Consider the following 20608-nt stretch of genomic DNA (forward strand, 5'->3'; position numbering starts at 1 on the left):
CGACGGTCAGGGTCCTGCACTCTGCTCGTGCATGGCGGGTCATCTGAAGCCCTCGGGGCGCCTGCTGGCGTGCCTGGAAAGGAAGAGCCGCGCATGCGAAGAAGACTGTTCGTCATGCTCACGACCGCCGTCCTCCTGCTCGTGGCGGCGGTCGTGCGGATGTCACCGGTGTCGGCCGTGGCCTCGGATCCGTACGCGTACAAGAACGTCAGGATCGACGGCGGCGGCTTCGTCCCCGGCATCATCTTCAACCCGGCGGAGCGGAACCTCATCTACGCCCGCACCGACATCGGCGGGGCCTACCGCTGGAACCAGTCCACGAAGTCGTGGACCCCCTTGCTCGACTGGGTGGGCTGGGACCGGTGGGGCTACAACGGCGTGATCAGCCTGGCCACCGACCCCGTCGACACCGACCGCGTGTACGCCGCCGTCGGCATGTACACCAACGACTGGGACCCCGGCAACGGAGCCATCCTGCGCTCGGCCGACAAGGGCGACAGCTGGCAGGTCACGCCGCTGCCGTTCAAGCTCGGCGGCAACATGCCCGGCCGCGGCATGGGCGAGGCGCTGTCCGTCGACCCCAACGACAACAGCGTGCTCTACTTCGGCGCCCCCAACGGCAACGGGCTGTGGCGCAGCACCGACCACGGCGCGACCTGGTCGGAGGTGACGAGCTTCCCCAACCCCGGCAACTACGCCCAGGACCCGAGCGACCCCAACGGCTACCTCAGCCACGAGCCCGGCGTGCTCTGGGTGACCTACGACCCGCGCTCGTCCGCCGAGGGCACCGCCACCAGGACCATCTACGTGGGCGTCGCCGACAAGGACAACAGCGTCTACCGCACCACGGACGCGGGCGCCACCTGGCAGCGCGTGGCCGGCCAGCCCACCGGCTACCTGCCGCACAAGGGCGTGCTGGACACGGAGAACGGCTACCTCTACATCGCCACGAGCGACACCGGCGGGCCGTACGACGGGGCCAAGGGCGACGTGTGGCGTTACACCACCGAGACGGGTGCCTGGACCCAGATCAGCCCCATCCCGTCCTCCAGCGAGGACGACTACTTCGGCTACAGCGGTCTCACCATCGACCGGCAGAACCCGTCCACGATCATGGTCGCCACCCAGATCTCCTGGTGGCCGGACGTGATCTTCTTCCGGTCCACGGACTCCGGCGCCACCTGGACCCGGGTGTGGGACTGGGCGTCGTACCCGAACCGCACCTTCCGCTACACGATGGACATCTCGGAGAACCCGTGGCTGACGTTCGGCGGTAACCCGCAGCCCCCCGAGACCGCGCCGAAGCTCGGCTGGATGACCGAGTCGCTGGAGATCGACCCGTTCGACTCCGACAGGATGATGTACGGCACCGGCGCCACCATCTACGGCACCGAGAACCTCACCCGCTGGGACGCGGACGAGCAGTTCACGATCACACCCATGGCCAGGGGCCTGGAGGAGACGGCCGTCCTCGACCTGATCAGCCCGCCGAGTGGCGCGCCCCTGGTCAGCGGCCTGGGCGACATCGCCGGCTTCCGCCACACCGACCTCGACGCCGTGCCGCCGATGATGTTCACCTCGCCGACGTTCACCTCCACCACCAGCCTCGACTACGCCGAGCAGAACCCGTCGGTCATGGTGCGGGCCGGCAACTTCACCGACGCCGACCGGCCTGGCGACAGCCACGTGGCCTTCTCCACGGACGGCGGCGCCAACTGGTTCCAGGGCACGGAGCCGGGCGGCGTCAACGAGGGCGGCACGGTGGCGGCGGCGGCCGACGGCTCCCGCTTCGTCTGGGCGCCCAAGGGCGTGGCGCCGGTCCACTCGGTCGGCTACGGCAACTCCTGGCAGTCCGCCTCCGGCCTGCCCACGGACGCGGTCGTCGAGTCCGACCGGGTCGACCCGATGACGTTCTACGGCCTGAGCGGCGGCCGCCTCTACCGCAGCACCGACGGCGGCGCCACGTTCGCCGCCACCGCCGCGACCGGCCTGCCGGCCGGCGGCAAGTTCAAGGCGGTGCCCGGCCGCGAGGGCGACCTGTGGCTGGCCGGCGACGGCGGCCTGTGGCACTCCACGGACCGTGGGGCGTCCTTCTCCAAGATGCCCGGCATCACCACGTCGGTGAACGTCGGCTTCGGCAAGGCCGCGCCCGGCGGGACGTACATGGCGGTCTTCGCCGTGGCCACCATCGACGGCGTCACCGGCCTGTACCGCTCGGACGACGCCGGAGCGAGCTGGCTCAGGATCAACGACGACGAACACCAGTGGGGCAACATGGGCGAGGCCCTCACCGGTGATCCGCGCGTCCACGGCCGTGTCTACCTCGGCACCAACGGCCGCGGCATCATCTACGGCGATCGCACGGGCCCGCCCGTCACCGTCACCCCGACCGTCACGCCCACGGTGACCCCGACCGTCACGCCCACGGTGACCCCGACCGTCACGCCCACGGTGACCCCGACCGTCACGCCCACGGCGGACGGGGGCTGCACGGCCACGTACAAGGCGGGCAACCAGTGGCCGGGCGGCTTCCAGGCGGAGGTGACGGTCAAGAACACCGGCACGTCCCCGATCAACGGCTGGAAGGTCGGCTGGACCTGGCCGGGCGACCAGAAGATCACCCAGCTCTGGAACGGCGCACAGACCCAGACGGGCGCCGAGGTGAGCGTCGTGAACGCCGGCTACAACGGCAACCTGGCGCCCAGCGGGACGGCGTCGTTCGGCTTCAACGCCGACGGCGCCCACACCTCGCCCGGCACCCTCACCTGCACCCCGGCGTGACCCGTGAGGCGCTCGTTCCCCGCGGGAAACGGGCGCCTCGCCGGTTCGTCCGGGCCATCAGAGCCAGGGGCCGGGACGGCGCATGATCCAGACGGTGCCGCGGATGATGGTCTCCTTGAAGGCGGCGGAGGCACGGCCGGTGAGCACGACGTCCAGCGGGCTGTCGTCGGCGCGGGTGAACTGGGTGACGCCGTCGCGGCGGCCCAGGCTGATGTTCCGCCAGACGTGGCGGAACCTGGCCCGCCGGGGCTCCCGCCCGGTCACCAGGTCGGCCACGGCGTCGCCTGTGCACAGGCCCATGGGCAGCCCGGTCTGGCACGACATCAACGACCGCTCACCGGGCGGCGCCGCCGCGTCGCCGATGCCGAACACCTCAGGATGCGACACCGAGCGCAGCGACCGGTCGACGACCATACGGTCCTCCTCATCGGTGCGCAGCCCCGACGCGGCGGCCAGCGGGGAGACGCGGAACCCGGCCGCCCACACCACCGTCCGCGCGGGCACCTCGTCGCCGGTCTCCAGCAGGACGCCGTCGGGGCCGACCTTGGCGACGGGTTCGTGCTCGCGTACCACGACGCCGAGGCGGGCGAAGGCCCGGTGGATGTGGCGGCGGCCCCGTACGGACAGGCCAGGGCCGACGGGGCCGGCGCAGACCAGCTCGACCCGCAGCCCCGGGTGTGTCTCGGCGAGTTCGGCCGCCGTCTCGATCCCGGTGAGCCCGCCGCCCACCACGGTCACCGGTCCTGGCCCGGCCGGCTGTGCCCGCAGCCGCGCCCGCAGCCGTACGGCGTCGCCCGCCGTCGCGATCGGGCACGCGTGCTCGCGCACCCCCGGCACGGTGTCCAGGTCAGCGGCGCTGCCGAGGGCATAGACCAGCACGTCATAGCTCAGCGTGTACGGCGGCCCGCTCAGCTGGACCGTCCGCTCCTGAAGGTCGAGCCCGGTCACCTCGGCCACCACCAGCTCGACGCCGGTGCCGCCGAGCAGGCCGGCCAGCGGCAGGTCGGGCAACCGCTGCCCCGCCGCGAACTGGTGCAGCCGCACCCGCTCAACGAACCGGTCGGCCGCGTTGACCAGCGTCACCTGTGCGCCCGTCGAGCGCAGCCGGCGGGCGGCGCGTTTGGCCGCCCCCAGCCCGGCGTATCCGGCTCCCAGTACCACGATGTGGTTCGTCATGGTTCCTCCGATCGAGTCCCCACCTGAACCGGCGAGCCCGGCCGTTCGTGACACACAGGGCCTGTGACGGTGCTCACATGAGCTGCGTGGCGGCGAAGGCGAGCTTGGCCGGGCTCACGATGGTCCTGACCGCGGCGACCCGCCCGTCCGCGATCTCCACGGCGAAGACCGCGAGCAGGCCGCCGCCGGCGTCACGCACGACGACGGCGGGCTCGCCGTTGACCTCCACGATGTCCCACGCGATCGAGGCCGCCTCGGGACGGTGGGCGAGCCCGCGCAGGTAACGCAGCACCCTCGCTCGCCCGTACACCGGGCGGCGGGCGGCGGTGGCGGTGCCGCCGCCGTCAGCCCAGGCCACCACGTCGTCGGCGAGCAGTTGCTCAAGCGCCGCCACGTCGCCGCCGAGTGTCGCCCGCAGGAACCCCCGCACGATCCGGCGATGGTGCTCGCGGTCGCTCTCGAACCGTTTGCGCGGCTCGCCGAGGTGCGCCCTGGCCCGGCGGTGCACCTGGCGGGAGTGCGCCTCGGTGATGCCGAGGATGCCCGCGACCTCGGCGTGGCCGTGCCCGAACGCCTCCCGCAGCACGAACACCGCCCGCTCCGTCGGCGTCAGCCGTTCCAGCAGGATGAGCACGCCCAGGGACACCGATTCGCGCTGCTCGACGGTCTCCAGCGGCCCGAGCGCGCCGTCGCCGGTCAGCACCGGCTCGGGCAGCCAGGCCCCCACGTAGCTCTCCCGCCGCCGCCGCGCGGAGGCGAGCTGGCTGAGGCACAGGTTGGTGACCACTCTGGTCAGCCAGGCCGCGGGCACCTCGACCGGCCCGGCCTGGCTCCAGCGTACGTACGCCTCCTGCACCATGTCCTCGGCCTCGGCGGCGGAGCCGAGCAGGCGGTAAGCCAGCGCGAACAGCCGTGGCCGCTGCTGCTCGAACACGGCCACGGGCGCCGGGGGCCGCTCCTCCGCGCCGGGAACCTCCACCCCTCCGATGCTAGGCCGTCACCCGGCCGCCGCCCCGAGCGGGAACTACTCCGGGGCGGAGGTTCGTGTTCTCGCGCCGGTCGTGGTGCGGTAACGCACGGTCCCGGCGCCGGCGCTCCAACGCCGCAGCCCCGCCGTGCCCGATCTCGACGGCCCCTGCATCGGGCGGCCAGAACAGGCCGATGCGGCCGACCATCCTGCCGATCTCGGCCATGTTCATCCCGTCCGAGCGCCGACCGTTCGCGAGTCGGCGAATCTGGTACGGGGGTGGTGATGTCGGCGGCAGTTGACCTGAACCTTAGTTGAGGTGGCAAGGTGAAGAGCACTACAAGAGAAGGAGCAGCGCCATGTCGAAGGACAGAGTGATCATTTACGAGGAGGCCGGCGCCGACCCGGGGACCGACGTGCTGGTGATCCAGAACGCGAGCGGACGCACCCGCGTACGCGCCGTCGGGGAGCCCGCCCAGATGGCGGAGCTGGTGACCGGTCTGGTGGCGGAAGGGGTGGACCAGGTCGAGCTCTGCGGCGGCTTCGGTGCCCTCTGGCACGCGGAGGCCGTCAGAGCGTCCGGCGGCAGGGTGCCGGTGGGGGCGATCTACTACGGGTTCGAGTCGCTGACCAGCGTGGCGTCCTTCAAGGCCAGGTTCGAGGCCGGGGAGGCGTTGTCCGAGGCGTTCATCATCGTGCACGAAGGGGCGGACCCCGTCGCCGATCGCGTCGTGCACGACAAGGACGGCGGCGGCAGCACCACCGTGGTCGGAGTGCCGGACGCGGCGGCCGCCGCCGAGGTGGCCGGGAAGATGGCGGCCGACCTGCAGCTGATCGAGCTCTACGGCACGGCGGGGCCGGACGCGGCCGAGCCGGTGATCCGCGCCGTGGACGCCGCCGTCCCCGTCGGCGTCGTCGGCCACCGACGCTGACGCGGCCGGGGCCGGCGCGTCACGACCCGCGCCCTCTCAGGTGCTGGCGCGGACGGCGAGCTGCGGGGCTAGCAGGGTGGAGTCGGGCACCGCGCGGCCCTCCAGCTTGTCCATGACCAGGCGGACGGCCTCCCTGCCCACCTCCTCCGCCGGGATCAGCACCGAGGTCAGCGGCGGGCTGGCGCGCTCGGCCACGTCGTCGGGGCAGATCGCCACCACGGCCACGTCGTGCGGCACCCGCCGGTCCAGCTGGCGCAGCGCCGCGAGCACGTGCCCGACCGCGGCCTCGTTGTGCACGACCAGCCCCGACAGGCCGGGCTGGTCGAGCAGCAGGTCGCGGACGGTCTCGTACACCTCGTCGAACGTCTCCTCACAGGCCAGCGCCACCCCCTTGAGGCCGTGGGCGTCCACCGCCTCCACGAACCCCTCCCGGGTGCGCCGGGCGAAGCCGGTGCCCCGCTCATAGACCACGGACGGCGCCCCCAGCAGCGCGATCTCGTCGTGGCCGCGTTCGGCCAGGTGCTCGACGCAGCGTGCGCCGGCCGCTGCGAAGTCGAGGTCCACGCACGTCAGCCCGGCGGGTTCCGCGGGGAATCCGATGAGCACGCTCGGCTCGGCCAGCTCGCGCAGCAGCGGCACCCGGCGGTCGTCCAGCTCGACGTCCATGAGGACGAGCGCGTCCACCAGCGCGCTGGCCGCCACCCGCCGGATGCCGGCGGTGCCCTCGTCGGCGGTCAGCAGCAGCACGTCGTGGTCGAAGCGGCGGGCGGCGGTGACGACCGCGCTGGCGAAGCGCATGAGGACGGGCACGTGCATGCCGGCCCGCAGCGGCAACACCAGCGCGATCACGTTGGAGCGCCTGCTGGCCAGGGCTCGGGCGCCGGCGTTGGGGTGGTAGCCGAGAGCGTTGATGCTGTCGAGCACCCGCCGCCTGGTGTCGGCCGAAATCGTCCGCTTGCCGCTGAGCACGTAGGAAACCGTGCTGACGGCCACGCCCGCGTGCTTGGCGACCTCGGAGATCGTGACCGCGCGCCCGCTCAAGTCCCGGCTCCGAAGTCGAGCCGGGACAGCCTCACACCGTCGTTCTCGAACACGACATAAAGATCGTGCACACCGTCCACGTCCGCAAGGGAGGCCGTGACGGCGTGGTAGGTGTAGCGGCCGGTCCGCGGCACGGGCAGCGTGGCCAGGGCAGGGCCGTAGAGCGGATCGCCGCGGCGGATGGTGATCATGCCGCCTTCCGCGCTGCCGGCCGTCGCCACGCAGGACACGCTGCCGGTCAGGTCGACGTGCCGGAACAGGATCCAGGCGCCCTCCGCGTCGGACCGCACGGCGTCGCCGTCCTCCTTCGTCTCGTCCACGAACGTGATCGCGTCGTACTCGTCGTGGCAGGCCGCGCGCAGCAGCCCCGACTGGGGCGGGATGGTCTCGCCCTCCACCTCGAAGGGGGCGCTCAGGCGCAGGTCGGTGGCGCTGCGGCCGACCATGAGCCGGTGCGGCGCGTGCTCCACGACGAACCTGCTGCTGGTCACGTCCCAGAAGGCCAGCTCGGAGACGGGCAGCGCCAGGCTGACCGTACGGCTCTCGCCGGGCGCGAGGCGTACCTTCTCGAAGCCGCGCAGGCGGCGCAGCGGCTGCTTGACGCGGGAGCGCTGCTGGTGCGTGTAGAACTGCACGACCTCGACGCCGGGCCGCGCGCCGGTGTTGGTGACCGTGACCTCGGCGTGCAGCACGTCGCCGTCGAGGCGCACGCGCAGCCCGGCGTAGCCGAACGTGGTGTAGCTGAGGCCGTGGCCGAACGGGTGGAGCGGCACCCCGCGGAAATACTGGTAGGTGGTGTCGGAGGCGATGATGTCGTAGTCGAGCAGGTCGGGCAGCTCCTGCTCCGAGCGGTACCACGTCTGGGTGAGGCGGCCCTCCGGGTCGGCGTCGCCGAAGAGCACGTCGGCCAGGGCGTGGCCGTACTCCTGGCCGCCGTGGGCCGACCACACCACGGCGGGCACGTCGCCGTCGGTCCAGGTGAGCGGGTAGCCGCTGGTGACGACCATGACGGTGCGGGGGTTCGCCTTGCGCACGGCCCGCACCACGGCGTCCTGGGCGGAAGCGAGCGCCAGGGTCATGCGGTCCTCGGTCTCCCTGCCGTTGACGAGGGGGTGGTCGCCGACCACGACGACGGCGACGTCCGCGCCGGCGGCGAGCCTCGCGGCCTCCTCCGTGCCGCTCCTGACGACGTCCATGGCCAGCCAGACGGCCTGGTCGGCGTCGTCGACCAGGCGCAGCACGCCGTCGGCGCCCGCGCCGACGTAGCAGCCGGTCGAGATGTGGCGCAGGGCGAGGGTGCCGCGCGGGCGCTCCTCCATGCGGAACGTCTGGCGCACCTCCCACCCGTTCGGCCCCGGCTGGTCGTTGACCAGCGTCTGGCCGTCCACCGACACGAACCGCCCGGTCGCCACGGCCCGCAGCGCGTAGGCGCCGCCACCCCAGTCGAACAGGTCGAACCGGCCCGCCTCGGCGCCGCCCACGCTGAGCGGCCCGCCGGCGGGGTCGGCGGCCACGGGCCCGGCCTCGGCGGTCAGCGTCACCCGGTCCACGGCCTCGCAGAACACCGTCCGGCAGCGCTCGGCCAGCCCCGCCCGCGCGGTGACGGCGTAGGGGAGGGTGCCGCTGTACCAGTCCTCCATGAGGGCGTCGCCGAGCTGGCCGATCACCGCGACCGTGCCGGTCCCGTCCAGCGGGAGCAGGCCGTCGTTCCGCAGCAACACGAACGAGCGCCGCGCCGCCTCCCTGGCCAGCGCCTGGTGCCCGGGGCAGTTGACCACGTTGTCGGTGATGTCGTCGTACGGCGTCGCGGGGTCGAACTCGCCGAGCCGGAACCGGATCGATAGCGCGTGCCGTACGGCGCCGTCGACGTCCTCCTCCGTGAGCAGGTCGAGCCGCAGCGCCTCGCGCAGGTGCCCGAGTGTGGGCTGCGCACGGTCGTCGTCCTGGGTGAAGCTGTCGATCCCGGCCTTGACCGCGTGCGCGTACGCCTCGGGCTGCGTGTCGTGGTAGCCCTGCAGCGAGGTGAGGTTGCCCGGCGCGTACGCGTCGCTGACCACCAGCAGGTCGCCGGGCGCCCAGGCCCGCAGCACCTGCCCGATCAGCGGGCTGAGATGCGCAGGCCGCCCGTTGACCAGGTTGTACGACGGCATGACGGCCACCGCCGCGCCCTGCTCGATGGCGGGCCGGAAGGCGGGCAGCTCGTACTCGTGCAACACCCGGGGCGGCAGGCTGCTGGAGGTCGTGCAGCGGTCGGTCTCGTTGTTGTAGGCGAGGAAGTGCTTGAGCGTGGGGGCGGTCTTCAGCGTTTCGGGAGCGCTCCCACGCAGTCCGAGCGCGAACGCCGTCGCCGTGACGCCGGTGAGCCACGGGTCCTCGGAATATCCCTCCTCGTTCCGCCCCCACCGGGGATCGCGCAGCGGGTTGACCACGGGGGCCCACACGTTGAGCCCCGCGCCGGCCGGATCCTTGTGGTGGAAGGCCAGCACCTCGTCACCGACCGCCTCGCCCACCCTGCGGACGAGGTCGAGGTCCCAGGTCGAGGCCAGCCCGACGGCCTGAGGGAACACGGTGGCCGGGCCGAGCCAGGCCAGGCCGTGCAGCGCCTCGGTGCCGGTGCGGAACGCCCCGACACCCAGCCGTTCGACCGGGGCCTGGTACTGGTGGAGCAGGCCCGTCTTCTCCTCAAGGGTGAGCCTGCGCATCAGGTCGTCGATCCGGGCGGGGAGCGGGAGCGCTGGGTCGCGGAACGGTTCTTGCATGGTCATCCCTCAGAGAGTGTCGAAGCGCTTCGACGACCGGCCTGGCGAAGTTACGCGGACATTTCGGTGGGTTGACTGAAGGGTGCACGTCCCGGTGACCGAGGTCAAGGGATTCGCGACAATCCTCCCGGCAATCTTCCCGAATCGATGGAGTCGAGCACCCGTGCGGCGCCACCGAGCGCCGCCGCGTCGTGGCCCAGTGTGGAGGCCACGACCTGGCACCCTCCGGCCTCGGAGGCGATCACGCGGTCGCCCAGCTCGTCGTGGACGGCGGGCAGCAGCCACGGGGCCAGTGGCACGTAGTAGCCTCCCAGGACCACCACCTCGGGATTGAGGAGGTTAGCCAGGATGGACACGCCCTTGCCCAGGCTCCTGCCCACCGCGTCGAGCGTGGCCAGGGTGCCGGGGTCGCCGGCGCGGGCGAGCCGCACCGCCTCCTCGATCTCCATCTGCACCTCGGCCGGAGACAGGTCCTTGCGCAGCACGGCGCCGACGCCCGCCATGACCTCCAGGCAGCCGCGCCGCCCGCAGTGGCACGCGGGGCCGTCGGGATCGAGTTGCACGTGGCCGATCTCACCGCTGTAGCCGAGGCGCCCTCTGCGCAGCCGCCCGTCGAGGATGATGCCCGCCCCCACGCCGATCTCGCCGGTGAGATAGACCAGGTCGGAGGCTCCGGCGTGCGCGCCGAAGCGCTGCTCGGCCAGCGCGGCGAGGTTGGCGTCGTTGTCGACCTGGATGGGGAAGCCGGGGTCGCGCAACGCCTTGGCCAGGTCGCCGCCGATGTCGGCGTCACGCCAGCCCAGGTTGGGCGCGATGCGCGCGGTGCCCTGCACGTCGACCAGGCCCGGCACGGCCACGGCCAGGCCCAGCACCTGGCGGTCCTCCTTGGCCATGCGGCTGACCACGCGCCTGACGATCGCCCCGACGTTGGCCATGCCCTGGTTGACCGAGTCGCCCCCGGAGAACGCGCGCCGCCACGTCAGCAGCCGCTCGCCCGCCAGGCCGGTGGCCACGGCCGACACGTGGTCGACGTTGATCTCGACCCCGATGGCCGCGTACGGGGAGCCGTCGAGCACGAGCATCGTGGCCGGCCTGCCGACCCGGTTCTCCGTCAGGCCCGTCTCGCGTACCAGCCGCCGGTCGATGAGGTCGGCGATCAGGCTCGACACCGTCGCCTTGTTCAGCCCGGTGGACGCCGCGATGTCGGCCCGCGAGCACGGCGCGTGCTCGCGGACGAAGCGCAGCACGACCGCGAGGTTGGTGGCACGCACGTCGGCGAAGTCGGCCGGCTGAGGGCCGGTCGTAGAAGTGATCAATATCAGCCCCGTTCCCGCCAAGAGATGACCCCAGCATGCCGCATCGCAGGCTCCCTTCCCTAACGAGGAACCTGCTCGCGAGAGGCGCCGCCGCGTAGCAGGTTTCCCGTCAGTATCAACCTGTGACCGTCCCGGTCCTTGTGGCCAACGCTGACAGTCTACTAATTTGTTTGGCTGAAATACCAACTAATTATGAGGCCAATCCCTCACTCGGAGAAGGGAGCGAGCCATGCCAACCACCACAACGCGCCGCGGGTTTCTCGGCCTGGTCGGAGCGAGTGTTCTGGTAGCGGGCTGCGCCGAGAAGAAGGCGACCTCCAAGGGCACCGCCGTGGCGGCCGACAAGCTCAAGAGCCTTGTGCCGACCCGCATCCCGTTCGAGATCCCCGGGCTCAAGCCCGACCTGCCCGGCAGCGAGTTCGTCGCGCCCGGCTTCCTGACCCGCCCCGCCTCCATGGTCCAGGCCGTCGCCACCAAGCCGCTGACCAGCGGCAAAGAGGTGACCGCGATGACGCCGCTCTGGGGCACGGTGCCGCCCGGCCTGGGCGACAACTCCTACTACGACGCCGTCAACGAACGCCTCGGCGGGACCGTCCGCTTCAACATCTCCGACGGCAACACCTACGGGCAGAAGGTCAGCACCCTGCTGGCCAGCGGCGACGTGCCGGAGATGATACAGATCCCGGGCTGGGAGATCATCACGATCGCGCGGTTCACGGAGGCGGCCAACAAGCTCTTCGCCGACCTGTCGCCCTACCTGGCCGGCGACAAGGCCAAGGAGTTCCCGCTGCTGGCCAACTACGACACCGCAGCCTGGCAGTACGGCGTCTTCGGCGGCGTCCTGCAGGGTATCCCCTGGCAGAACGAGCCGTTCCCGTTCGTCACCTTCGTGCGCCAGGACGTCCTGGAAGAACTGGGCCTGGAGCAGCCCAAGAGCGGCGACGACCTGCTCCCGCTCGGCAAGGCCATCACCGACGCCAAGAAGAAGCGCTGGGCGTTCGGCGGCGGCATGGAGCAGGAGATGCAGCGGGCCTTCGGCGCGCCGCGCGAGTGGCGCAAGAAGAGCGACGGCACGCTCGAGTACAAGTACGAGACCGCCGAGTTCGCCGCGTCGGTCGAGTTCATGGTCAAGCTCTTCGCGGCCGGCTACGTGCACCCCGACATCGTCGCCAACAAGGACGCCGACAACAAAGGCATCTTCGGCAGCGGCCAGATGATCATCTACCGCGACGGGCCGGGCTCCTGGCACGAGAGCCTGGGCCGGTTCCTGCCCGACAACCCCAAGTTCGACATGCAGGCCGTCGACCCCTACCCGGCCAAGCCCGGCGGCAAGACGATCATGTGGCGGAACGAGCCTGCCGGCATGTTCTGCTTCATCAAGAAGGGCCTCGGCGAGGCCCGCACCCGCGAGCTGCTCGCGCTGGCCAACTGGTGCTCGGGACCGTTCGGCACGCAGGAGTACGAGCTGGTCAACAACGGCGTTGAGGGCGAGCACTACGACGTCGAGAACGGCAAGGTCAAGCAGACCGCGCTCGGGCGCAAGGAGATCGCGCCCACGTACATGTTCCTGTCGGGCCGACCGCCGGCCAACTCCATGAGCCAGTACGACGGCCTGGTCCAGGCCCAGCACGACTGGCAGACGAAGGCCGCCGCCATCCTGGACAACGACCCGTTCGTGGGCATTCGCGTGGAGACCCCCTCCAAGATGGCGGGCCTGGCGACGCCCACCGAGGACAAGATGAACGAGGTCTTCCGCGGCAAGCGGCCGCTCTCCGAATGGCCCAAGATCGTCAAGGAGTGGCAGGACCAGGGTGGCAACGAGGCGCGCGAGTTCTACATGAAGGTCGCGCGCGAGAACGGCAGGCTGTGACGTCCATGGGCGCGAAGGACCTCCCATGGGCACGATGACGGCCAAGCGGCCCGCCCGGCGCGGCACCCGCACACCAGGTCACGCAGCACCGCCGCACAAGCTCTCCTGGCGGGCCAAGGCACGCAGGGACTGGCCGCTGCTGGTCATGAACCTGCCGATGCTGCTGGTGGTCCTGGCCTTCTGGTGGATCCCCGCGCTGGGCAACGTCATCGCGTTCCAGGACTACAACCCCTACACCGGCGGCATCACCGGCAGCCCGATCATCGGCTTCACCAACTTCGCGCTGCTCTTCCAGGACCCGCAGTTCCTGCGCGCGATGCTGAACACCCTGTCGATCACCGCCTTCCAGCTCGTCTTCTACTTCCCCGTGCCGATCATGCTGGCCCTGCTGCTGAACAGCATCGTCTCGGCCCGGCTGAGGGCGTTCGTGCAGGGCGTGGTCTACATGCCGTACTTCTTCTCCTGGGTGCTGGTCGTGGCCATCTTCCAGCAGATGTTCGGCGGCGCCGGGCTGCTGGCGCAGATCCTGCGGGACAACGGGCGCGAGGCCGTCGACTGGATGACCAACTCCGACACGTTCATCCTGCTCATCACGTCCCAGACGATCTGGAAGGACGCCGGCTGGGGCGCGATCATCTTCCTGGCCGCGCTCAGCACCATCGACCCGAACCTGTACGAGGCCGCCGCCGTGGACGGCGCCCGCCGATGGCGGCGCATGTGGCACATCACCCTGCCAGGGCTGCGGCCGGTCATCGTGCTGCTGCTCATCCTGCGGCTGGGAGACGCGCTCAACGTCGGATTCGAGCAGTTCATGCTGCAGCGCAGCGCCGTCGGCAGCGAGGCGTCCGAAGTGTTCGACACGTTCGTCTACTGGTCGGGCCTGCGCACCGGCGACCTTGGGTACGGCGCCGCGGCCGGGCTGTTCAAGGGCCTGGTGGGGCTGCTGCTCATCCTGGCGGCCAACCGGGTGGCGCACACGCTCGGCGAGCGAGGGGTGTATTCACGATCATGACAGTGCTGACGTCCAGACGCCGCAGGGGCAGGCCCGCCAGGCTGGCGCCCTGGGAGGAGCGGCCCTCGCCCGCCGCGCAGCTCGGCAAGGGCACGCTGGTGGCCCTGATCGTCGTGGCCGTGCTCGGCCCGCTCTACACGATCGTGCTCACCAGCCTCAGCTCGTCGGCCACCGTCAACCGGGTGGGCGGGCTCGTGCTGGTGCCCGACGGCATCACGTTCGAGGCGTACCGGCAGATCTTCTCCGACACCGTGGTCAGCAGGGCCGTGCTCGTCAGCACCGGCGTGACCGTCGTGGGCACGCTGATCAGCACCGGGGTGAGCGTGCTGGGGGCGTACTCGTTGTCGCGGCCCGGCTCGTTCCTGCACCGGCCGTTGTTGTTCAGCGTGCTGCTGATGTTCGTGTTCTTCCCCGGCATCATCCCCGTCTACCTGATGGTGAGCGGGCTCGGGCTGAAGGACAGCTACTGGTCGCTGATCCTGCCGACGGCCGTCTCGGCGTTCAACGTGGTCGTGCTCCGCTCGTTCTTCATGAACATCCCCGGCGAGATCCTCGACAGCGCGCGCATCGACGGGGCGGGCGAGTTCCGCATCCTGTGGCGGATCGTCCTGCCCATGTCCAAGGCGGTCACCGCGGTCATCGCGATGTTCTACGCGGTCGGCTACTGGAACGCCTGGTTCAACGCGATGCTCTACATCGACGACACCCGCAAGTGGCCGCTCGCGCTCATCCTGCGACAGTACGTGGTCGACTCCAACCCGCTGCCCAGCGCGACGGCGGGGGTGACGGGCGACGCCCCGCCGACACTGGCGATCAAGATGGCCATTGTGGTGATCGCCGTGGTGCCCGCCCTGATCATCTACCCGCTGGTGCAGCGCCACTTCACCAAGGGCGTCATCGTGGGGGCCATCAAGGGCTGAACCAGGGTCGCCGCCTACGTGGCGTACGAGCTGCCGCGGTCCTGACCCGCCATCTCCACCGTGATGGCCCAGCGCTTTAGACGCCGCATAAGTTAGACATTATATTGGCCGGTGTGGCCTGGGAGATGTGCTGCTCGAACCTGTCGAATAATGGTTTCTCAAGCTCTGCGAGAGCGACCCGGAGTCTGCCACCTTGATCGAAAGGGCGATCGATCGCCTTGCGGAGGCCGGCCCCGCACTCGGGCGCCCTTTGGTGGACACCCTGGTGGACGGAGAGATGAGAAACCTCAAGGAACTCCGCCCAGGGTCACGGAAGTGAACTGAGATCAGGATTGTTTTCGTCTTCGATCCGGACCGGGAGGCGATCTTCCTTGTGGCCGGAGATAAAGCTGGCAAGTGGTCGCGGTGGTACGACGAGATCCCTTTGGCGAAGGCACGATACGCCGAATACCGCGCCACCAAGTCGGTAGAGAAAAGGGAGAGTGGAAGATGAGCCCTGGACGCAGTTGGCGTGAGGTCAAGGCGGAAGCGCATCGACTGCACCCCGAGCTGGCAGACCCCGAGCGCCAGGCCGCTGCCGACGCACAACTGGACGCATATGTCGCAGGTCACCACCTCAAGGAACTTCGTATGTCTCTCGGCAAGACCCAGGCCGATGTGGCATCCGCACTCCGGATATCCCAAGCACGAGTTTCCCAGATCGAGAACGGTGACCTTGACTCGATGGAGTTGGAGACCATCAGGGCTTATGCTGCCGCTCTCGGCGGGCACGTCGATGTGACGATCAGCGTCGGGCCTCACTCAGTCCGCGTGGCCTGATCAGCCCGGCGGCTCGGGTGGTGATGTTCTCCGACTCCGCGTGGCGCATGCAGAGCAGGCGCACGTGATCGCCCATGGCCGGAGCCTAGCCAAACGTCAAGCCGGGGCACTCGGGGGCGCAACGGACTTGCGAGCCGGGCACAGGGGCGCGGCTACGGACTTGCGAGGCGGGGCACACAGGGGCGCTACGGACTCGCCTGGTCGAGCCGGTGTATGAGGGCGGCGAGTGACTCCTCCGGCGTCCGGCCGGCCGTGTCGACGATGATGTGCTCCCGGTGCCACGGCTCGTACTCGCGCTCCACCACCTCCTGCCACTTGGGGAGCCGCAGGTCGGAGATGTCGATCGAGCGCGAGGTCACGCGGTCGCGGTGCTCGGCGTGGTCGGAGCAGACCACCTCCACCTCGGCGACCGGTACGCCCGCCGCGACCCCGACGGCGCGCCAGGCGTCACGGGTGACCAGGAGCGGGTTGACCGACTCAGCGATCACGGTCAGCCCCTGGCCGAGATGCTCCTCGGCCAGGGCGTAGCCGATGAAGTAGCCGACGGGCCCGAGCGGCGGGCGGGCCAGGCCCGAGCGCACGATCGCCTGCTCGATGGTGTCGATACGCAGGTGAATCGCGCCCATGCGACGGGCCAGGAGGCGGGCGAGCGTCGTCTTCCCGGTCGCGGGCAGGCCACCCATGACGATGAGCATGCCCCTCATGGTGCCCGATGGAACGCCCCTTCACGCCGCCCGCCGAGGCGCGTGAGGTGGTCTCGACGGTCATGCAACCTGGTGGCCGCGGGTTGCGGTGATGCACCCGGTGGTCGCGGCCTCTGCGGTCATGCGCCCGGTGGCCGCGGGCTGGGGAGAAAGCGGAGCGCTCCCCCGCGGAAGCCCGTGTGCCGGGCCTCGCGGGGGAGCGCTCCTCCTGCCGAACTAGAACTGTCGGTGGTGTCGCGTCACCAGTCGCCGCCGCCGAAATCTCCGCCGCCGAAGTCGCCGCCGCCGCCGAAGTCACCCCAGCCGCCGCCGGCGTCGCCGCCGCCGAAGTCGCCGCCGAGGTCGCCACCGGCGCCCTCGTAGCCGCCGCCCCAGCCGCCGAAGCCGAAGCCGCCGCTGAGCATGCTGCCCATCATGGTGCCGATGAACATGCCGGTCATGATGTCGCCGAAGCCGCCGTAGTAGCCGTAGGCGTAGGGCTGGTAGGCCGGGCCCGCGTCGTAGTAGGGGCGGCGCTGGCCGTCGACCATGACCTCGCGCATCTGCGGGTCGAAGCCGCGCTCCACCGCCTCGGCGTCCATCTTGCAGGCGGGCACGTCGCGTACCGCGCCGCCGGGCGGGGCCCAGCGCACGTCACGGGCCGACGGGCCGTGCTGCGGGTTGAAGAAGCAGGGCGCGCGCCGCTCGGGCACGGGGTCGTTGTTGACCTTGGCCTTCACCACGGCCAGCGCGTAGCGGCCGTCCTCGAGGGTCTGGGTGACCTCGCGGACCTGGTCGGCACGCTCCACGGCGGCGAGCTGGGTCTTGGCCTTCTCGTAGGAGTCGAGCGCCGTCTGCCACTCGTCGATGTGCTTGCCGCTCTCGCCGGACAGCGTCACGTCGGTGTCGAGAGTGGTGATCTCCTCGCCGAGCTTGGTGACGTCCTCGTCGACGGTCTGCTTGACCGCGGCGAGGTCCTTCGCGTCCTGGATGGCCTTCTTCTTCCTCTTGTTGCTGGAGTAGAGGAAGTAGCCCCCGCCACCGACGACCACGAGCGTGCCCAGGGCGATCAGCGCGGCGGTGCCGCCGGCGCCGGGGTTGGCCTGGCTGCCGGAGTCGAGCGCGGAGCGCTTGCCCTGCGCGGCCAGGTCGACGCGGTTGGCGAAGTCTTTCATGCCGTCGACGACGTTGCCCTCGTTGGAGCTGACCGCGCGGTTGGCCAGCTCGCCCGCCAGGCCCGGCTGGCGCAGGGCGCTGGAGGCGGCGAACAGCGTCATGCCGTCGAGCACCGCGAAGGTGGCCCTAGGCCGGCCCGCCGCGGTCAGCGTGGAGTTGAGCTCGGTCATGTAGGTCTTGATGGAGGAGTCGTTGACCGTGCCGTCGGGGAGCGCCACAGCGTAGATCTTGGTGTCGGCCCCCTTCAGCGCGTCACGGATCTCGCTCTGCTGATCAGAGGTCAAGGGCGAGCCCGACTGGACGAAGAGCGGGTCCTGCTTGTCCTTCCAGAAGGACACAACTGACTGTGCGTCAGGGAGATCGGCCGCCGCGTTGGCGGCAGGGGACAACGCAAGAACGACGATTAGACCGGCGATCAGAGCCGCGATCGCGGCCCCTGCTCGGCGCAGCGAATGGGTCATTGGCAGCAAGCCTCCTTCGCCCATGAGGACGAACGGGCGGTCGGCAAAGTTCCTCACCCAAACGTTACCCGCCCAAGAGCGCGTGGGAGCACAACGCGGGCGAAGATCCTGGACCGTAGATGCCCCATTTGCCGCCCCGCGGGCAAAGACGCGGGGCGGCGCCCCGTCACGAATCCTTAATCATGCAGATCGCGGCGCCAGAGGTGACCGTCTGCCCCACGGCCGCGGAGAGTCCGGTGACCGTCCCCGCCTTGTGCGCGGTGAGTGGCTGCTCCATCTTCATGGCCTCCAGCACCACGACCGTGTCGCCCTCGGCGACGACGGCGCCGTCACCGGCCACGATCTTGACGATGGTGCCCTGCATGGGGCTGACGAGCGCGTCGCCGCCCGCCGCCGCCTTCTTGGCGCCCCCGCCGCCGCGCCTCGGCGCCTTCGCGCCGGCCCCGGCGGAGGTCGTGGCGGAGGCCGCCCCCAGGCCCGCGGGCAGCACCACTTCGAGGCGCTTGCCGCCGACCTCGACGGTCACCGACTCGCGCTCGGGAGCCTCGCCGGAGGCGACCTCACCCGTGTACGGAGCGACCGTGTTGTCCCACTCGGTCTCGATCCAGCGGGTGTGCACGGTGAACGGCGACGAGACGAAGGCCGGGTCGCCGACGACGGCCTCGTGGAACGGCAACACGGTCGGCATGCCCTCGATCGCGAAATCGGCCAGCGCCCGCCGCGACCGCTCCAGCGCCTCCTGGCGCGTCCGCCCGGTCACGATCAGCTTGGCCACGAGCGAGTCGAACGTCTGAGGGACCGTCATCCCCGCCTCGTAGCCGGCGTCGAGCCGGACCCCCGGCCCCGACGGCGGGCGCATGACGGTCAGCGTGCCGGGCGCGGGAAGGAAGTTGCGCCCCGCGTCCTCGGCGTTGATCCGGAACTCGATCGAGTGCCCGCGCAGCACCGGGTCGTCGTAGCCGAGCGGCTCGCCGTCGGCGATCCTGAACATCTCGCGCACCAGGTCGATGCCGGAGACCTCCTCGGTGACCGGGTGCTCGACCTGCAGGCGCGTGTTCACCTCAAGGAAGGAGATCGTGCCGTCCTGGCCGACGAGGAACTCGCACGTGCCTGCTCCGACGTAGCCGGCCTCTTTCAGGATGGCCTTGGAGCTGGCGTAGAGGACGTCGATCTGCTCCTCCGACAGGAAGGGCGCCGGCGCCTCCTCCACCAGCTTCTGGTGGCGGCGCTGCAGCGAGCAGTCGCGGGTGCTGACCACGACCACGTTGCCCTGCCGGTCGGCCAGGCACTGCGTCTCGACGTGGCGGGGCCGGTCGAGATAGCGCTCGACGAAGCACTCGCCGCGGCCGAACGCCGCGACCGCCTCGCGCACCGCCGACTCGTACAGCTCGGCGACCTCTTCGATCCGGCGCGCCACCTTGATGCCGCGCCCGCCGCCGCCGTACGCGGCCTTGATCGCGATCGGCAGCCCGTGCTCCTCGGCGAACGCCACCACCTCGGCGGCCCCGGACACCGGGTCTTTCGTGCCCGCGACCAGCGGCGCGCCGACCTTCTGGGCGATGTGCCTGGCCTGCACCTTGTCGCCGAGCGCGGCGATCGCGGCGGGAGGCGGGCCGATCCAGATCAGCCCCGCGTCGATGACGGCCTGCGCGAAGGCGGCGTTCTCGGCCAGGAAGCCGTAGCCGGGGTGGACGGCGTCGGCCCCGGAGCGCCGCGCGACGTCGAGCAGCTTGGCGACGTCGAGGTAGGTCTCCGCCGGCGACTGCCCGCCCAGCGCGTACGCCTCGTCCGCCACCCTGACGTGCAGGGCGTCGAGGTCCTGGTCGGCGTATACCGCCACGCTGCCGATCCCGGCGTCCTTACACGCACGGGCCACGCGTACGGCGATCTCGCCGCGGTTGGTGATCAGAACCTTCCGCACCGACGTAAGTCCTTCCTGCTGCCCGAGTTGCGGTTCAGCGGCCCAGGTATGCGCCGCCGTTCACGTGAACCACTTGCCCAGTCACGTGCCTGGCACCCGCTGAAGCCAGGAACAGAACGGTATCGGCCACATCGGCCGGATTGCCAGGGCGGCCGTTACGCGTATTCTCCACGCGGGCCCTGATGCCGTCTTCGGTCAGCCGGCCGCGGAAGAACTCGGTGTCCACGACGAGGCCGGGCGAGACGACGTTCGCGGTGATGCCCCTGTGGCCGAGCTCGGCGGCCAGGTCGGCGGTCCAGGACTCCAGGGCGGCCTTGGCGGCGCCGTACGAGCCTGAGCCGGTGCCGCGCGCGGCGATGGAGCCGATCGAGACGACCCGGCCGTCCCTGGCGATGCGCGGCGCGAGCGCGGTGGTGACGAGCACGGCGGACATGAGGTTGGCGTTGAGGTTGGCCCACCATGCCTCCGCCACCTCCGCTGGCACGGCGGGCTGGCCCCGGTCGAGGTTGGTGTTGCCGCCGGCGTTGTTGACCAGCACATCGACGTGCGCGGGCAGGTCGGCGAGCGCGTCGTTCACCGCGGCGGGGTCGGCGGCGTCGAAGGGCACGCAGGAGGCGCCCAGGCGCTCCGCGGCCTCCTTCAGCACACTCTCGCGGCGCCCGGTGATCGTGACGCGGTCGCCCAGCGAGACGAACGCCGCCGCAATGGCGTATCCGATGCCGGTGCCGCCGCCGGTGACCACAACCTCGCGCATGGGAAGTCTCCGCTTCCGAT

At 70.7% G+C, this 20608-nt stretch carries 17 protein-coding genes; 7 read left to right on the forward strand and 10 right to left on the reverse strand.

What is annotated here, in order from left to right:
• The first annotated feature begins 93 nt into the window (after positions 1 to 93).
• Positions 94 to 2781: a cellulose binding domain-containing protein gene (locus E1294_RS03890; RefSeq protein ID WP_132504515.1), complete on the forward strand. Its 2688-nt coding sequence runs from the start codon at positions 94 to 96 to the stop codon at positions 2779 to 2781.
• 57 nt (positions 2782 to 2838) lie between these two features.
• Here E1294_RS03890 and E1294_RS03895 read toward each other — a convergent pair whose 3' ends face one another.
• The 3 genes from E1294_RS03895 to E1294_RS03905 form a co-directional block, all read right to left on the reverse strand.
• A complete protein-coding gene (locus E1294_RS03895; protein ID WP_132504517.1) occupies positions 2839 to 3957 on the reverse strand; it encodes an NAD(P)/FAD-dependent oxidoreductase in 1119 nt (372 codons plus the stop codon).
• Between the two features lie 73 nt (positions 3958 to 4030).
• Positions 4031 to 4936 carry an RNA polymerase sigma factor SigJ gene (gene sigJ, locus E1294_RS03900; RefSeq protein WP_246082794.1) on the reverse strand — a complete coding sequence of 302 codons (906 nt, stop codon included), beginning with the start codon at positions 4934 to 4936 and terminating at the stop codon, positions 4031 to 4033.
• A gap of 10 nt (positions 4937 to 4946) precedes the next feature.
• Positions 4947 to 5150 (reverse strand): hypothetical protein, encoded by a 204-nt coding sequence (locus E1294_RS03905; protein WP_132504519.1) that lies wholly within the window; start codon positions 5148 to 5150, stop codon positions 4947 to 4949.
• Positions 5151 to 5283: 133 nt separating this feature from the next.
• Here E1294_RS03905 and E1294_RS03910 point away from each other — a divergent pair, with 133 nt between their 5' ends.
• On the forward strand, positions 5284 to 5856 hold the full coding sequence (locus E1294_RS03910) for a DUF6506 family protein (RefSeq protein ID WP_132504521.1): 573 nt from the start codon (positions 5284 to 5286) through the stop codon (positions 5854 to 5856).
• A gap of 36 nt (positions 5857 to 5892) precedes the next feature.
• On the opposite strand, the gene E1294_RS03915 is transcribed toward E1294_RS03910, so the two are convergent.
• The 3 genes from E1294_RS03915 to E1294_RS03925 form a co-directional block, all read right to left on the reverse strand.
• Complete coding sequence (locus E1294_RS03915; protein WP_132504523.1) at positions 5893 to 6897, reverse strand: LacI family DNA-binding transcriptional regulator; 1005 nt, start codon at positions 6895 to 6897, stop codon at positions 5893 to 5895.
• The gene (locus E1294_RS03920; protein WP_132504585.1) at positions 6894 to 9656 is read right to left on the reverse strand and encodes a glycoside hydrolase family 3 protein; all 2763 of its coding nucleotides are present in this window, start codon (positions 9654 to 9656) and stop codon (positions 6894 to 6896) included. Before E1294_RS03920 ends, E1294_RS03915 begins: the two co-directional genes overlap by 4 nt.
• Positions 9657 to 9760: 104 nt before the next feature.
• Complete coding sequence (locus E1294_RS03925) at positions 9761 to 10972, reverse strand: ROK family transcriptional regulator (RefSeq protein WP_132504525.1); 1212 nt, start codon at positions 10970 to 10972, stop codon at positions 9761 to 9763.
• 229 nt (positions 10973 to 11201) lie between these two features.
• Here E1294_RS03925 and E1294_RS03930 point away from each other — a divergent pair, with 229 nt between their 5' ends.
• The 5 genes from E1294_RS03930 (at position 11202) to E1294_RS03950 (ending at position 15593) form a co-directional block, all read left to right on the forward strand.
• On the forward strand, positions 11202 to 12842 hold the full coding sequence (locus E1294_RS03930; RefSeq protein ID WP_132504527.1) for an extracellular solute-binding protein: 1641 nt from the start codon (positions 11202 to 11204) through the stop codon (positions 12840 to 12842).
• 25 nt (positions 12843 to 12867) lie between these two features.
• A complete protein-coding gene (locus tag E1294_RS03935; RefSeq protein WP_132504529.1) occupies positions 12868 to 13854 on the forward strand; it encodes an ABC transporter permease in 987 nt (328 codons plus the stop codon).
• Complete coding sequence (locus E1294_RS03940; RefSeq protein WP_132504531.1) at positions 13851 to 14774, forward strand: carbohydrate ABC transporter permease; 924 nt, start codon at positions 13851 to 13853, stop codon at positions 14772 to 14774. Before E1294_RS03935 ends, E1294_RS03940 begins: the two co-directional genes overlap by 4 nt.
• A 373-nt stretch (positions 14775 to 15147) precedes the next feature.
• Positions 15148 to 15267, forward strand: coding sequence for a hypothetical protein (locus tag E1294_RS57700; protein ID WP_342775004.1), 120 nt, complete (start codon positions 15148 to 15150; stop codon positions 15265 to 15267).
• Positions 15264 to 15593, forward strand: coding sequence for a helix-turn-helix domain-containing protein (locus E1294_RS03950; protein ID WP_132504533.1), 330 nt, complete (start codon positions 15264 to 15266; stop codon positions 15591 to 15593). The genes E1294_RS57700 and E1294_RS03950 overlap by 4 nt, the downstream gene beginning before the upstream one ends.
• Positions 15594 to 15778: 185 nt before the next feature.
• Here the strand turns inward: E1294_RS03950 and E1294_RS03955 are convergent, their stop codons facing one another.
• The 4 genes from E1294_RS03955 to E1294_RS03970 all read right to left on the reverse strand — a co-directional run bounded on the left by E1294_RS03955 (position 15779) and on the right by E1294_RS03970 (position 20588).
• On the reverse strand, positions 15779 to 16288 hold the full coding sequence (locus E1294_RS03955) for a P-loop nucleotide/nucleoside kinase family protein (RefSeq protein ID WP_132504535.1): 510 nt from the start codon (positions 16286 to 16288) through the stop codon (positions 15779 to 15781).
• A 248-nt stretch (positions 16289 to 16536) separates the two neighbouring features.
• A complete protein-coding gene (locus E1294_RS03960; protein ID WP_246082796.1) occupies positions 16537 to 17913 on the reverse strand; it encodes a hypothetical protein in 1377 nt (458 codons plus the stop codon).
• A 166-nt stretch (positions 17914 to 18079) separates the two neighbouring features.
• Entirely contained in the window at positions 18080 to 19834 is a 1755-nt protein-coding gene (locus tag E1294_RS03965; RefSeq protein ID WP_132504537.1) for an acetyl/propionyl/methylcrotonyl-CoA carboxylase subunit alpha, read from the reverse strand.
• Between the two features lie 34 nt (positions 19835 to 19868).
• Entirely contained in the window at positions 19869 to 20588 is a 720-nt protein-coding gene (locus tag E1294_RS03970; RefSeq protein WP_132504539.1) for an SDR family oxidoreductase, read from the reverse strand.
• Between the last annotated feature and the right edge of the window lie 20 nt (positions 20589 to 20608).

Source organism: Nonomuraea diastatica, assembly GCF_004349015.1.
In the GTDB taxonomy this organism is placed as follows: domain Bacteria; phylum Actinomycetota; class Actinomycetes; order Streptosporangiales; family Streptosporangiaceae; genus Nonomuraea; species Nonomuraea diastatica.

Excerpts from the sequence above, each read along its gene's own strand:
- E1294_RS03890 (WP_132504515.1), top strand. The coding sequence starts at position 94 with ATGCGAAGAAGACTGTTCGTCATGCTCACGACCGCCGTCCTCCTGCTC.
- E1294_RS03895 (WP_132504517.1), bottom strand. The coding sequence starts at position 3,957 with ATGACGAACCACATCGTGGTACTGGGAGCCGGATACGCCGGGCTGGGG.
- E1294_RS03905 (WP_132504519.1), bottom strand. The coding sequence starts at position 5,150 with ATGGCCGAGATCGGCAGGATGGTCGGCCGCATCGGCCTGTTCTGGCCG.
- E1294_RS03910 (WP_132504521.1), top strand. The coding sequence starts at position 5,284 with ATGTCGAAGGACAGAGTGATCATTTACGAGGAGGCCGGCGCCGACCCG.
- E1294_RS03920 (WP_132504585.1), bottom strand. The coding sequence starts at position 9,656 with ATGCAAGAACCGTTCCGCGACCCAGCGCTCCCGCTCCCCGCCCGGATC.
- E1294_RS03930 (WP_132504527.1), top strand. The coding sequence starts at position 11,202 with ATGCCAACCACCACAACGCGCCGCGGGTTTCTCGGCCTGGTCGGAGCG.
- E1294_RS03935 (WP_132504529.1), top strand. The coding sequence starts at position 12,868 with ATGGGCACGATGACGGCCAAGCGGCCCGCCCGGCGCGGCACCCGCACA.
- E1294_RS03940 (WP_132504531.1), top strand. The coding sequence starts at position 13,851 with ATGACAGTGCTGACGTCCAGACGCCGCAGGGGCAGGCCCGCCAGGCTG.
- E1294_RS03950 (WP_132504533.1), top strand. The coding sequence starts at position 15,264 with ATGAGCCCTGGACGCAGTTGGCGTGAGGTCAAGGCGGAAGCGCATCGA.
- E1294_RS03955 (WP_132504535.1), bottom strand. The coding sequence starts at position 16,288 with ATGCTCATCGTCATGGGTGGCCTGCCCGCGACCGGGAAGACGACGCTC.
- E1294_RS03960 (WP_246082796.1), bottom strand. The coding sequence starts at position 17,913 with ATGACCCATTCGCTGCGCCGAGCAGGGGCCGCGATCGCGGCTCTGATC.
- E1294_RS03970 (WP_132504539.1), bottom strand. The coding sequence starts at position 20,588 with ATGCGCGAGGTTGTGGTCACCGGCGGCGGCACCGGCATCGGATACGCC.